Source organism: Nonomuraea sp. NPDC050547, from assembly GCF_044457345.1.
Lineage (GTDB): Bacteria > Actinomycetota > Actinomycetes > Streptosporangiales > Streptosporangiaceae > Nonomuraea.
Genome location: NZ_JBITGW010000007.1, coordinates 254,750 through 267,831, shown reverse-complemented (window position 1 = coordinate 267,831; position 13,082 = coordinate 254,750). Strand labels below are relative to the sequence as shown.

The window sequence follows — 13,082 nt, the reverse complement described above, 5'->3', positions numbered from 1 at the left end:
GCATAAGACACGGGAGCGGATGAGCTGGGCGCGACTGCCGACGAGCGCCTGGCTCACGGTCGCGTGGAACGTGCGGAAGCCCAGGAGCAGCAGCTTCTTGGCGGCCGCGATCATATGCACGGAGGAAGGGAGGTACCCGGTGGGAGTCCTTCAGCGCTTCGAGCGACGGCTCGAAGGCTTGGTTGAGGGGGCCTTTGCGCGGGCGTTCAAGTCTGACCTTCAGCCGGTCGAGGTCGCCAGCGCGGTCCAGCGTGAGATGGACGAGCGCGCGGCGATCGTCGCCCAGGGTCGGACACTCGTGCCCAACGACTTCGTGGTTGAGCTGTCCACCACGGACAGCGAACGGCTTGAGGTCTACGCCGACAGCATCAGCCACGAGCTGGCCAACCTCGCCAGGGAGTACGCCAAAGAGCAGGGCTACTCCTTCGTGGGACCGGTCCGGGTGCGTTTCGAGACGGCCAACGACCTCGCGGTCGGACTGTTCCGCATCAGGTCGGGCGTCATCCGCGGCGCCACGGTCGAGCAGGACGAGATCCGCCAGCCGGCCAGCGACCTGCCGCCCTCGCGGCCGAACGCCTTCAACGGCAGGCCCCGCCTGCTCGTCTCCACGCAGGACGACCCCCAGGGCGACCGTTCCTACGAGCTCACCACGCCGGTGACCTTGCTGGGCAGGGGCACCGACTGCGATCTCCGTCTCGTCGATCCCGGCGTCTCCCGTCACCACGCGGAGCTACGCGTCGAGGGCCAGCAGGTGGCGCTCGTCGACCTGGGATCCACGAACGGCACTTTCGTCAATGGCCAGCCGGTACGCAGGATCGAGCTCCAGAACGGCACGCGAGTGACGTTGGGACGCACGACCCTGGTGTTCCGGCGCGATTAGGGGTAGACAAACGGTCCATGTCCGAGCTCACGCTGCTGCTGATCCGGCTCGCCTTCCTGGCGGTGCTGTGGTTTTTCGTCATTGCCGCAGTCGGCGTGATCCGGACTGACTTGTTCGGGTCACGCACTGCTCCCGCGGGGCCACGCAAGGGCGCCAAACCCACCAAACCCGTGGCAAAGCCAAAGCCCAAGAAGGGCGAGCCACGCCAACTGGTTGTGACGGGTGGCCCCCTGCAAGGCACCACCATTAACCTCACGGAGACGCCCATCACCATCGGCCGGGCCAACGACGCCACGCTGGTAGTCAGCGACGACTACGCTTCCAGCCGGCATGCCCGGCTCTTCCCTCAGGACGGTCAGTGGATCGTGGAAGATCTCGGTTCGACCAACGGCACGTATCTCGACCGCTCAAAAGTCACCCGTCCGACCCCGGTGCCGCTCGGTGTTCCGATCCGCGTCGGCAAGACAGTCATTGAATTGCGCAAATGACCATCGCACTCCGCTACGCCGCCCGCTCGGACGTCGGCCTCCTCCGCGAAGGAAACGAGGACTCGGCGTACGCTAGCGGCCGCCTGCTCGCCGTCGCGGACGGTATGGGCGGGCACGCACACGGCGAGGTGGCGAGCTCTGTCGCCATCGCCGCAATGGCCTCACTCGAAGAGGCCCAGCAGGGGGGTGACCTGCTCAACGCCATCGAGGCAGCGGTACGCGACGCCAACCGCAAGCTGCACGAGATGGTGGGCAGGGATCCGAGCCTCAAGGGGATGGGCACCACCCTGACCGCCATGCTCTGGAACGGCACCCAGGTCGCCCTGGTGCACGTCGGCGACTCGCGCGCCTACCTGCTCAGGCGCGGGGAGCTCTACCAGATCACCCACGATCACACGCTGGTGCAGCAGCTGGTCGACGACGGGCGGATCACCCCCGAGGAGGCGGCGACGCATCCTCAGCGGTCGATCCTGCTCAGGGCGCTCGACGGCAGCGGCGAGGTCGATCCCGACCTCACGCTCCGCGAGGCGCAGGTCGGCGACCGCTACCTGCTCTGCTCCGACGGGTTGTCCGGTGTGGTGAGCGCGGAGACGCTGCACGCCACGCTGACGAACATCGACGACCCGGAAGAGGTCGTGCGCCAGCTGATCGACCTGGCCAACCGGGGCGGCGGTCCCGACAACATCACGTGCGTGCTCGCCGACGTGATCGAGCTGACCGACGGGCAGCAGGTGCCCGCGGAGGCCGCGGTCGTCGGCGCGGCGGGCATGAATCGCTCACACCCCTCGGGCAATCCGGCGGGGCGAGTAAGCGCGGTGACCGCGCCCCAGCCGGCCATCACCGACGATGACTTCGACGAGCCGGGCGTCCAGACGTCCCGCCGTTCGCCGAAGCGTCGCCGGGTGTGGCCCGTGCTGGTCACCGTGCTCGCCGTCGGCGCGGTCGTCGTAGGCGTCGGCGGCTACGTCGGTTGGCAATGGACCCAGGACCAGTTCTTCGTCGGAGCTAGGGGCGACGAAGTGGTCATATATCGCGGCATCCAACAACAAGTCGGGCCGCTTGAGCTCTTCAAAGTAGTCAAGGGGACCGGCCTGCAGGTATCCACCCTTTCAGACCCCGACAAAGCCGACATCCAGCAGGGCATCCCTGTCGAAAGCATCGATGACGGCATCAAGAGGATCAGCGGCTTGAAGCCCTCCACGAACAAGTCAACTCCGCCGGCTTCCACCTCGCCCACCCCGACAGCGACGAAGAAGTCGCAGTAGGGTCCGAACAGGTGAGTAACGAAGTGGCAGCAGCCCCCGTCCCCATGCCCGCGAAACGGCGTGTGGCGCAGCTTCTCATGCTCGCGCTCGCGGTGGTCGTCGTGATGGGCGCGTACGCCAACGTCGGCCTGGCCATGGACGAGAAGATCCCGTCCGGCATGCTCACGTACGGCCTCAGCCTGGGCGGGCTCATGCTGGCCGCCTACCTGGTGCTGGCGAAGTTCGCACCCTGGGCGGATCCCCTGATCCTGCCGCTGGTGACGCTCGTCAACGGCCTCGGCCTGGTGATGATCTACCGGTTGTCCGAGTCCGACTCCCCGCTGCCGTCGGCCAAGCTGGCCTCGCCCAACACGCAGCTTCTCTGGACGCTGATCGGCATCGTGCTGTTCAGCGCCACCCTGATCTTCCTGCGCGACCAGCGCGCGCTGCAGCGGCTGACCTACACCGCCGGGGCCGTCGGCATCTTCCTGCTGATCTCGCCGCTGATCCCGTTCCTCGGCCAGGAGATCAACGGCGCCCGCATCTGGATCGGCATCCCGGGCGTCGGCCAGATCCAGCCCGCCGAGTTCGCCAAGCTGGCGCTGGTCATCTTCTTCGCCGGCTACCTGGTCGCCAAGCGGGACGTGCTCGCGCTGGCCGGGCGGCGGCTGCTCTTCATCGACCTGCCCCGCGCCCGCGACCTCGGCCCCGTTCTCATCACCTGGGGCGTCAGCCTGGGCGTGCTGGTCATGCAGAAGGACCTCGGCTCCTCGCTGCTGCTGTTCGGCACGTTCATCGCGATGCTCTACGTCGCCACCCAGCGCATCTCGTGGGTCATCATCGGCATCCTGCTGTTCGTGGGCGGCGCCGTACTGGCCGGGCTGGTCTTCGACCACGTGCAGCAGCGGTTCGAGGTCTTCCTCAACCCGGGCGACCCCGAGCTCTTCACCAAGATCGGCGGCAGCGAGCAGCTGATGCAGGGCCTGTTCGCGATGGGCTCCGGCGGCATTCTCGGCACCGGTCTCGGGCAGGGGCACCCCGAGCTGATCCCGCTGGCCTTCTCCGACTTCATCTTCGCCGCGACCGGCGAGGAGATCGGGCTCACCGGCCTGATGGCGCTGCTGATGGTCTACGCGCTGATCGTGGAGCGCGGCCTGCGCACCTCCATCGCGGCCCGCGACCCGTTCACCAAGCTGCTGGCGGGCGGCCTCTCCTTCCTGCTGGCCTGGCAGGTCTTCATCATCGTCGGCGGCGTGACGAACCTGATCCCGCTGACCGGCCTGGTCACGCCGTTCATGTCCCAGGGTGGTTCCGCCCTACTGGCTAACTGGATACTTATCGCCCTTTTGGTACGCATGTCGGACGCGGCGAGAAGGCCTCCGCCCCAGGCGATCCAGGACGAAGGACTGACGCAGGTGTTCCAGCGATGAACAGCACACTCAAGCGCGCCGCCGTGGCCTGCCTGGCCATGTTCGCGCTGCTCATGATCAACGTCAACTATCTGCAGGCCGTCAAGGCGGACAACTACCGCGAGGACTCCAGGAACAACCGCAACTACTTCGAGCGGTACGCCGTCCAGCGCGGACGCATCACCGCCAGCGGCAAGACGATCCTCGCGCAGTCCACGGAGACCAAGGGCCCGTTCAAGTTCCTCAGGGAGTACCCGGAGGGCGAGCTCTACGCGCACGTCACCGGCTTCTTCTCCCCGGAGAGCGAGTCGGCCGTCGAGCGCGCCGAGAACAGCCTGCTCGACGGCTCCAGCGCCGACCTGCTCCTGCGGCGCAGCATCGACCTGTTCACCGGCGAGCCCACCAAGGGCGCCAACGTCGACCTGACGCTCAACCCCAAGGCCCAGAAGGCGGCCTACGACGCGCTGCGCCAGAGCGGCAAGCGCGGGGCCGCGGTCGCGATCGAGCCCAAGACCGGCAAGATCCTCGCCCTGGTCTCGCTGCCGACCTACGACCCGGCCAAGATCTCGGTGCCGGAGAAGCCGCAGGCGTTCGCGGCGTACAACAAGCTGGAGAAGAACCCCGACAAGCCGCTGATCAACCGCGCGATCGGGGACTTCTACGCGCCCGGCTCGACGTTCAAGGTCGTCACCACCGCCGCCTGGCTGGAGGACGACTCCAGCCGCGACGGCCAGACGGTCGTGGACGCGCCCACCCGCCTGTCCCTGCCGAACACCACCACCACGCTGCCCAACTACGGCGGCGCGGCCTGCGGCGGCGGCCAGGTGCCGATGGTGTACGCGCTGGAGCGCTCGTGCAACACCCCGTTCGGCAAGATCGGCCTGGAGCTGGGCTACGCGAAGATCGCCGAGCAGGCCAGGAAGTTCGGCGTGGGCGAGCCGCTGAGCATTCCCATGGGCGTCGAGGCCAGCACGATCGGCAAGGAGGAGACGGACGACCCCGCCGCCATCGCCATGACCTCGATCGGCCAGCGCAGCGCGGTGATGACGCCCCTGCAGATGGCCATGGTCGCCGCGGGCATCGCCAACAACGGCTCGGTCATGAAGCCGTACCTCGTCAACAAGATCACTGACGCCAAGGGCGACGCGGTCGACGAGGGCGAGCCCGAGGAGTTCTCCGAGGCGATGAGCCCCGAGAACGCCGCCAAGCTCAAGAGCATGATGGTCAGCGTGGTCGCCAACGGCACCGCCAAGACCGCCCAGGTCCCCGGCGTCGAGGTGGGCGGCAAGACCGGCACCGCCGAGACCCGCGAGGGCAAGGCGCCGCACGCCTGGTTCATCTCCTTCGCCCCGGCCCAGGACCCGCAGGTGGCCGTGGCTGTCTTCGTCGAGTCCGGCGCCGCCAGAGTCGGCGAGGAAGCCACCGGCGGTGGCGTCGCCGCCCCGATCGGCAAGGCGATCACCGAGGCGGTGCTCAACAAGTGACCCCGGGCACGCAGCTGGCCAACCGCTACCTCCTCGTCTCCCGCATCGCCGCGGGCGGCATGGGCGAGGTGTGGCGTGCGCGCGACCAGTTGCTCGCCCGCGAGGTCGCGGTCAAGGTGCTGCGCAGCCACGTCTCCGGCGACCCCACCTTCCGCAGCCGCTTCCGCAACGAGGCGCGCATCACCGCCGGGCTCGCCGACCCCGGCATCGCGCAGGTCTTCGACTACGGCGAGGAGGCCGACCTGGCCTTCCTCGTGATGGAGCTGGTCCAGGGCGAGCCCCTGTCGGCCATCCTCGGGCGCAACGGCTCGCTCGGGCCCGACGTGGCGCTCGACGTCATCCACCAGACCGCCAAGGCGCTGCACACCGCCCACAGCTCCGGCGTGATCCACCGCGACATCAAGCCCGGCAACCTGATGGTCACCCCCGACGGCAAGATCAAGGTGACCGACTTCGGCATCGCCAGGGCCCTGGAGGCCGCGCCGGTCACCCAGACGGGCACCGTCCTCGGCACCGCCCAGTACGTCAGCCCGGAACAGGCCCAGGGCACCACCCTCACCCCGTCGACAGACCTCTATTCCCTCGGCGTCGTGGCCTACGAGTGCCTGGCCGGGCGGCCGCCGTTCCAGGCCGACACCCAGGTCGCCATCGCGCTGATGCATCTCAACGAGTCGCCGCCGCCGCTCGGCGTGGACGTGCCGCGGCCGGTGCGCGAGCTGATCATGGCGTTGCTGTCGAAGGACCCTGAGCGCCGGCCCGCCTCGGCGATGGAACTGGCCGATCGGGCGTACGTGCTGCGCGACTCGCTGGCCGCGCTCCAGCAGCGGACCGACCTGAGCATGTTCACCGACCCGGCCGGGTTCCGGGTGCGGGAGCCGTACACCGGTGAAGCGAGCGGGCCGCGATCGGGCGAGGTCGAGGGCGTCGCTCAGGGGTACGGCGAGGCGTACGCGCAGCCGGAGGGGTCCGATCGCACCACCGACGACCTCGGCGGCGGCGCGCCCCTCACCACGCGGCAGGCCCCGGCGGCCCGCAAGGGCCGGCGCACCGTTGTGCTCTTCGCCACCGCGGCCTCCGTGGCGGCGGTGGGTTTCGGCGCCTTCATGGTGGCCAGAGGGCAGGAGGCACCACCGCCTGACGTGGCCGAACCCACCCAGGCGTCGCTCAACCGGCCCGCGGAGATCAAACCGCGCAAGACGAAGACGCCGACCCCGCGCCCCTCGGTGGTTCCGGTGAAGTCGACGCGGCCGGTAACCTCGCGGTCAGCTACCGTAAGCTCGTCGGCAACTCCAAGTCAGAAGCCGACTCCGAAACCGACCCCGACGACGACCCGGACCCGGACCCCGACTCCGACACCCACCCCAACGCCCACGATGTCGCCGACACCGACACCGACGGCCTCACCTGACCCGGGTGACACAAACCCGCCGAAGGAGGAGACGTGATGCGTCTCGGGGTCGATGATGGACACCGGCGGCCACTCGTTACAGCACGGTGCAGGCCGGTACCCAAGATGAACGGTAAGGGACAGTGCAGGAAATGACTCAGCCTCGGCTACTCGGTGGTCGCTACGAACTCGACGGTGTCGTCGGGCGCGGCGGCATGGCCGAGGTGTATCGCGCCCGAGACATCCGGCTGGACCGCATCGTCGCCATCAAGACGCTCCGGGCGGACCTCGCCAGGGACCACACGTTCCAGGCCAGGTTCCGGCGTGAGGCGCAGTCGGCGGCCTCCCTGAACCACCCCGCCGTCGTCGCGGTCTACGACACCGGCGAAGACGGCACCGAGGGCACCCCCGTGCCCTACATCGTGATGGAGTACGTCGACGGCCGGACGCTGCGCGACCTGCTGCGCCAGGACCGGCGGCTCATGCCGGAGCGCGCGGTCGAGCTGGTCGACGGCATCCTGCGCGCGCTCGACTACAGCCACCGCGGCGGCATCGTCCACCGTGACATCAAGCCGGCCAACGTGATGATCACCCGGGCCGGCGACGTCAAGGTGATGGACTTCGGCATCGCCCGCGCGATGGCCGACTCGGCCGCCACCATGACGCAGACCGCGCAGGTGATAGGGACCGCCCAGTACCTGTCGCCGGAGCAGGCCCGCGGCGAGCGCGTCGACGCCCGCAGCGACATCTACTCCACCGGGTGCGTGCTCTACGAGCTGCTGACCGGGCAGCCGCCGTTCACCGGCGACTCCCCCGTCGCGATCGCCTACCAGCACGTGCGCGAGGAGCCCATCCCGCCGTCGCAGATCGACCCCGAGATCCCCGCGTGGGCCGACGCGATCGTGCTCAAGGCGATGGCCAAGGACCCCGCCCAGCGCTACCAGAGCGCCCAGGACATGCGCGCCGACATACAGCGCGCGATGTCCGGGATGCCGGTCGACGCGCAGACGATGGCGATGACCAACTACGGCGCGGGCACCCGCACCATGGCCGCCACGCAGCAGCAGGGCGGCCCGGCCACCGGCCGCACCGGCGCCGTCCCGCCCTACGAGTACGGCGAGACCGAGCACGGCGGCCGGGGCGGTCGCCGGCGCGCGGGCGGCGGCGGCAACAAGGCGGTCAAGACCGCCCTGTGGATCGTGATCCCGCTGCTGATCATCGGCGCGTTCATCGGTGTCGCGTACGCCTTCCTCGGCGGAGGCGGCGGCGGCACGCCCACCACCACGGCGCCGGTGAAGGTGCCGTTGCTGACCGGCATGACCCAGAAGGAAGCCGAGACGCAGCTCACCACGCTGGGGCTCACGCCCAAGGTGGTGGAGGAGTTCAGCAGCGACGTCAAGAAGGGCGTCGTGATCTCCAGCAACCCCGCGGTCGGCGCCGAGGTGCCCAAGGGCGGCGAGGTCACGCTCACCGTGTCCAAGGGCGTGCAGAAGGTGAAGGTGCCGGACGGGCTCATCGGGCTCGACAAGGACGCCGCCCGGACGATGCTGACCGACCTCGGGTTGAAACCCGTGTTCAAGACCGGGGTGTCCGGCAAGTCGCAGGGCAAGGTGTACAAGACCGACCCCGAGTCGGGCGCCGAGGTCAACGAGGGCAGCACGGTCACGCTCTTCGTGCCGGCGGAGCTGTCGGAGGTGCCGAGCGTGCTCGACCTCACCGAGGCCGACGCCGCCGCGGCGCTGCGCGCGGCCGGGTTCCGGGTCAAGGTGGTCCCGCAGTCCAGCCCGGACAAGCCCGAAGGCGTCGTCATCCAGCAGAACCCGGGTGAGGGGACCAAGGTGGCGCCCAAGACCACGGTCACGATCGTGGTCTCCACCGGGCCGGACGTGCAGCCGACGGACACGCCCACCACCGACCCGCCGTTCCCCACGGACGAGCCGACCGGGGAGCCGACGGAGGACGATCCTCCGGGCGACGACGGCGGCTTCTGAGGCCGGACGACGGGCCCTCCGGTTTTCCCGGGGGGCCCGTCGGCGTTCCCGGGGGTGGTGACGCGAAAAGGCGTCCCCGCCGCTCGGGGGCAACGGCGGGGACGCTTAATGAGTAGTCGTGCGCGGCCCCGAGCGCGTTACAGCGTCGAGTTCAGCCAGTTCGCCAGGAGTCGGTGCCCATGATGGGACAGGATCGACTCTGGGTGGAACTGGATGCCTTCCACGGGTGCCGTGCGGTGGCGCAGGCCCATGATGACGCCGTCGGGGGTCCGGGAGACGACGTCCAGGACGTCGGGAACCGTGGCCGGGTCCACGGCCAGCGAGTGGTAGCGGGTCATCTCGACCGGGCTGGGCAGGCCCTCGTAGAGGGTCTTGCCGTCGTGCTCCACCTGGCTGGTGCGTCCGTGCATGAGTTCGGGGGCGGTCGAGACGGTCGCGCCGTAGGCGACGGCGATGGCCTGGTGGCCGAGGCACACCCCCAGCAGCGGCAGGCCGCGGTTCGCCGCGTGGTGGACCAGCGGGACGCTGATGCCGGACGCCTCGGGGGTGCCGGGCCCCGGGCTGATCAGCACCGCGTCGAAGGCGTCGGCGTCGGGCGGCAGCACCTCGTCGCGCGGGCGCACGTCGCAGGAGGCGCCCAGTTCGCGCAGGTACTGGACGATCGTGTGGACGAAGCTGTCGTGGTTGTCGACGACCAGCACCCTCGTCACGTGGAGCTCACTTTCTGACGGTGACCTCGTCGAGCGTCACCGCGGGTTCGAGCAGGGGAAAAACCACATACCAGAGTACGGCTGCCGCGATCGCGGCCAGGACCGCGGCCGTCAGGAGCCGTTTGCCCAGCGGGGCGGGGAGCTTGCGCCAGAGCCAGCCGTACATGTCAGACCTTTCGTTCCTCGGTCTCCTTGAGCACGCCGTAGACGATCAGCCGTTGGGCGGCCGAGTACTCGGGATGACAGGTAGAGAGCGTGATATATGAGCGGATGGGGCTGATGTCGGGCTTGCCGGGGACGGGGGCGATGATCTCGATCTCGTTGGGTTCGACGATGTCCTGGGAGGTGACCCGATAGGTGTAGCGGGCCTCGCGGGCCTCCACGACGATCTCGTCGTCGCGCTGGAGCTCGTCGATCCGGTTGAAGGGCGCCGAGTACGTGGTCCGGTGACCGGAGACGACGAAGTTGCCCACCTGGCCGGGCAGGGCCGTACCCGGGTAGTGGCCCGGCCCCTTCTTCAGGTGGTCGGTCTCCACACCCTCCACCACCGCGTAGCGGTAGTCGCGGCCCAGTTTGGGGATGCGCAGCAGCGCCATCGCCTTCCCCAGCGAGATCTTCGGGATCTTGCCGTCGGCGGCCGGCTGCGCCGGAGTGGCGCTCTCCTCCGCGAGTTGCTGCTGCAGCAGGAGTTGCTGGCGCTGGGTGTAAGCGCTGGTGCCCCAGAGAAGGTAAGCGCAGAAGAGCAGCATGATCACGCCCGCCGTGATGCTCAGCTCGCCCACGCTCCGCAGGATGGCCCTCACCCGGCCAGGGTATTCGTGACTGATCCGGTTCCCTGGGGATCGCCATGTCATGCGCGTGGCGACTATCCTGGGCCACGCTTCAACTACGCTAACCACAGAGCCTGTGGACGATCCGGATGCCCCAGGCCCTCAGCAGGAGTTATCCAGTGTCCAAGCCCAAGGCTCGCAAGAAGGCGGTTTACACACCGCCGCAGAAGACCCAGCAGGTCAAGGTCAGCCCCCGCTGGCTGGCACCGACGATGGTGGGCACGTGGATCATCGGCATCCTGTGGATCGCCGTCTACTACATCGCGCCCGACGCGCCCTTCCTCGGCGACCTACAGAACTGGAACCTGCTGATCGGGTTCGTTTTCATCATCTTCGGTGTGGTGCTTTCCACCCGCTGGCGTTAGTTCTTTCCACAGTCTTTTCCACACCTGGGGAAAGTCAGCTCACGATCGCGGACGTCCGGAGCAACACGAGCACGCCGAGGACGACCACCGCCCCCACCACGGTCAGCGTCTGCACCAGGGCGCGGTTGTTCTTGGGGGCGTACGCCAGCGCCGCGGCCAGCGCGGATCCGGTGATCAGGCCGCCCACATGGCCGGTCCAGCTGATGTTGAACCCGGGCAGGAACGTGATCACCAGGTTGATCACGATCAGCACGGCGATGCCGCGCACGTCCATGTTGAGCTTGCGGCCGACCACGAAGATCGCGCCGAACAGGCCGAAGATGGCGCCGGACGCGCCGACCGTCAGCGTGTCGGGCGTGTCGAGCCAGTAGCCGAGCGTGGAGCCGCCGAGCGCGCTGACGACGTAGATGGCCGTGAACTTCACGTGCCCGAAGGCGCGCTCCAGGTAGGGGCCGACGACGTACAGCGCCCAGCTGTTGAACAGGATGTGGAAAACTCCGCCGTGCACGAACGCGGCGGTGATCAGCCGGTAGTACTGCTCGCCGAAGGCGACGCCCATCGGCCACATCCCCAGGCGGGCCGTGACGGCGTTGCCGGTGAGGTACTGCGCGCCGAAGACCAGGATGTTGACCGCCAGGATGGCCCAGGTGACGTAGGGCGTGGTGACGACCGTGCCGCCGAAGGCCGCTTTGGCCTGCCGTACCCCTTTGTTGCCTTCGGCGACGCACTCGGGGCACTGGAAGCCCACGGCGGCGTCGCGCATGCAGTCGGGGCAGATGGGCCGGTCGCAGCGCTGGCAGCGAACCCAGGTCTCACGGTCGGGATGCCGGTAACACGTCGGCACCGCCTCGGCGGGATGCTCGGGCGGGCTGGGCGGCTGGCTGGTCATGCTCGCAGCCTACGGCCTGCAGCCCGCCCGACGCGCAAGCGAACTCAGGCGGGCTGGCGGTCGAACGTGAGCGACTCGATGACCACGTCCTGCACCGGCCGGTCGTTGCGACCGGTCGGCACCTTGCAGAGGGCGTCGACGACGTTCTTGCCCTCGATGACCTCGCCGAAGATCGTGTGACCCCCGTTGAGGTGCGGCTGGGCGCTCACGGTGATGAAGAACTGCGAGCCGTTGGTGCCCCTGCCCATGCGGATGCCCGCGTTGGCCATGGCCAGCAGGTACGGGCGGTTGAAGTTGTTCTGGGCGTGGATCTCATCGTCGAAGGCGTAGCCGGGGCCGCCGATGCCCTGGCCGAGCGGGTCCCCGCCCTGGATCATGAAGCCGTCGATGATGCGGTGGAAGATCGTGCCGTCGTAGAGCGGCTTGGTGGACTTCTCCCCCGTCTCCGGGTGGGTCCACTCGCGCGTCCCCTCGGCGAGTTCGACGAAGTTGGCGACCGTGTTCGGAGCAAGCTCAGGGAAGAGCTTGATACGGATCAGGCCGTGGTTTGTCTTCAGGTTTGCGATCAGCTTCTCAGCCACGAGACAGCTGCCCCCCTCTATGCACAGGGTTGGTTTTGTGGTGTTTTGATGTCGATGGCCCTCGGGCCGTTGGCAGCATCCTCCCACGGCTCACGATGATTGAGCCGCCTTGTACCGGGAAGGTCACGCTCCGGGGCCCCAATGACAGGGGAGGTTGTCGTGTCCCTGACACTTAGAAGACGCCGTGCGGTGATCGAAATACCCGATACATGGATGGGCCGCGTCAAGGCTCAGGCCGTGCAGGCGGGCCGCCGGCTCGCGCCGATGGCGGACCAGGCCAAAGTGGCCACCGCCCAGCGCATCGAAGATGCCCGCTACTGGGCAGCGCCCAGGTTGGAAGACGCGGCGCATCAGGTGGAGGATCGGCTCGCGCCGGCGGTCAGCACCATGCTGACCCAAGCCGCGCACAAGATCGATCCGACGCCCACGCCCAAGTCCCGCCGGTGGCCGGTGATCCTGCTGATGACCGGTCTGGCGGTGGGCGCCATGGGCTACATGTTCTACCGCCGCAACGCGCAGCAGTGGACTGACCACATGAAGGACTCCGCCTCGGACGCCTCACAGTGGGTGAACGACCGGGCGGAGAAGGCTGCCGACCGGGTCTCTGACACGGCGGACAAGGCCGCGGACCACATCTCGTCCACGGCCAACGAGGCATCTCGCAAGATGTCCTGATTTATCCGCAGAAAGCGCGCCCCCAAGAGGTGGGGCGCGTTGGGGGACCCCCACCAGCCCCCCCCCCCCCCCCCCCCCCCCCCCCCCCCCCCCCCCCCCCCCCCCCCCCCCCCCCCCCCCCCCCCCCCCCCCCCCCCCCCGCCCCACCG

14 protein-coding genes are annotated in these 13,082 nt (G+C 68.7%); 9 read left to right on the top strand and 5 right to left on the bottom strand.

Translation table 11 applies throughout. The features are described 5' to 3' along the window. The first annotated feature begins 139 nt into the window (after nucleotides 1-139). The 7 genes from ACIBHY_RS19710 to pknB all read left to right on the top strand — a co-directional run bounded on the left by ACIBHY_RS19710 (nucleotide 140) and on the right by pknB (nucleotide 8,883). On the top strand, nucleotides 140-880 hold the full coding sequence (locus ACIBHY_RS19710) for a DUF3662 and FHA domain-containing protein (RefSeq protein ID WP_184959026.1): 741 nt from the start codon (nucleotides 140-142) through the stop codon (nucleotides 878-880). 17 nt (nucleotides 881-897) lie between these two features. Next, nucleotides 898-1,368, top strand: a complete 471-nt coding sequence (locus tag ACIBHY_RS19705) for an FHA domain-containing protein (protein ID WP_397247052.1) — start codon at nucleotides 898-900, stop codon at nucleotides 1,366-1,368. Then, the gene (locus ACIBHY_RS19700; RefSeq protein WP_397247050.1) at nucleotides 1,365-2,633 is read left to right on the top strand and encodes a Stp1/IreP family PP2C-type Ser/Thr phosphatase; all 1,269 of its coding nucleotides are present in this window, start codon (nucleotides 1,365-1,367) and stop codon (nucleotides 2,631-2,633) included. The genes ACIBHY_RS19705 and ACIBHY_RS19700 overlap by 4 nt, the downstream gene beginning before the upstream one ends. A 44-nt stretch (nucleotides 2,634-2,677) precedes the next feature. After that, nucleotides 2,678-4,042, top strand: coding sequence for an FtsW/RodA/SpoVE family cell cycle protein (locus ACIBHY_RS19695; protein WP_397248024.1), 1,365 nt, complete (start codon nucleotides 2,678-2,680; stop codon nucleotides 4,040-4,042). Further along, on the top strand, nucleotides 4,039-5,505 hold the full coding sequence (locus tag ACIBHY_RS19690) for a peptidoglycan D,D-transpeptidase FtsI family protein (RefSeq protein ID WP_397247048.1): 1,467 nt from the start codon (nucleotides 4,039-4,041) through the stop codon (nucleotides 5,503-5,505). The genes ACIBHY_RS19695 and ACIBHY_RS19690 overlap by 4 nt, the downstream gene beginning before the upstream one ends. Then, nucleotides 5,502-6,950, top strand: a complete 1,449-nt coding sequence (locus ACIBHY_RS19685; protein WP_397247046.1) for a serine/threonine-protein kinase — start codon at nucleotides 5,502-5,504, stop codon at nucleotides 6,948-6,950. The genes ACIBHY_RS19690 and ACIBHY_RS19685 overlap by 4 nt, the downstream gene beginning before the upstream one ends. 94 nt (nucleotides 6,951-7,044) lie before the next feature. Next, nucleotides 7,045-8,883 (top strand): Stk1 family PASTA domain-containing Ser/Thr kinase, encoded by a 1,839-nt coding sequence (pknB, locus tag ACIBHY_RS19680; RefSeq protein WP_397247044.1) that lies wholly within the window; start codon nucleotides 7,045-7,047, stop codon nucleotides 8,881-8,883. A 137-nt stretch (nucleotides 8,884-9,020) separates the two neighbouring features. Here the strand turns inward: pknB and ACIBHY_RS19675 are convergent, their stop codons facing one another. Genes ACIBHY_RS19675 through ACIBHY_RS19665 form a run of 3 tightly spaced genes read right to left on the bottom strand, consistent with a single transcriptional unit; the run spans nucleotide 9,021 to nucleotide 10,396 of the window. Continuing rightward, entirely contained in the window at nucleotides 9,021-9,593 is a 573-nt protein-coding gene (locus ACIBHY_RS19675) for an anthranilate synthase component II (protein ID WP_397247042.1), read from the bottom strand. Between the two features lie 7 nt (nucleotides 9,594-9,600). Continuing rightward, a complete protein-coding gene (locus ACIBHY_RS19670) occupies nucleotides 9,601-9,759 on the bottom strand; it encodes a hypothetical protein (RefSeq protein WP_397247041.1) in 159 nt (52 codons plus the stop codon). Nucleotide 9,760: 1 nt separating this feature from the next. Then, nucleotides 9,761-10,396: a class E sortase gene (locus ACIBHY_RS19665; RefSeq protein WP_379615698.1), complete on the bottom strand. Its 636-nt coding sequence runs from the start codon at nucleotides 10,394-10,396 to the stop codon at nucleotides 9,761-9,763. A gap of 116 nt (nucleotides 10,397-10,512) precedes the next feature. Between ACIBHY_RS19665 and ACIBHY_RS19660 the strand changes: the two genes are divergently transcribed. After that, nucleotides 10,513-10,788, top strand: a complete 276-nt coding sequence (locus tag ACIBHY_RS19660) for a cell division protein CrgA (RefSeq protein WP_397247039.1) — start codon at nucleotides 10,513-10,515, stop codon at nucleotides 10,786-10,788. Nucleotides 10,789-10,822: 34 nt separating this feature from the next. Here ACIBHY_RS19660 and ACIBHY_RS19655 read toward each other — a convergent pair whose 3' ends face one another. Further along, nucleotides 10,823-11,677: a rhomboid family intramembrane serine protease gene (locus ACIBHY_RS19655; RefSeq protein ID WP_397247037.1), complete on the bottom strand. Its 855-nt coding sequence runs from the start codon at nucleotides 11,675-11,677 to the stop codon at nucleotides 10,823-10,825. Between the two features lie 44 nt (nucleotides 11,678-11,721). Next, on the bottom strand, nucleotides 11,722-12,258 hold the full coding sequence (locus ACIBHY_RS19650; protein ID WP_397247036.1) for a peptidylprolyl isomerase: 537 nt from the start codon (nucleotides 12,256-12,258) through the stop codon (nucleotides 11,722-11,724). Between the two features lie 159 nt (nucleotides 12,259-12,417). Here ACIBHY_RS19650 and ACIBHY_RS19645 point away from each other — a divergent pair, with 159 nt between their 5' ends. Further along, a complete protein-coding gene (locus ACIBHY_RS19645; protein WP_397247034.1) occupies nucleotides 12,418-12,933 on the top strand; it encodes a hypothetical protein in 516 nt (171 codons plus the stop codon). Nucleotides 12,934-13,082: the final 149 nt, after the last annotated feature.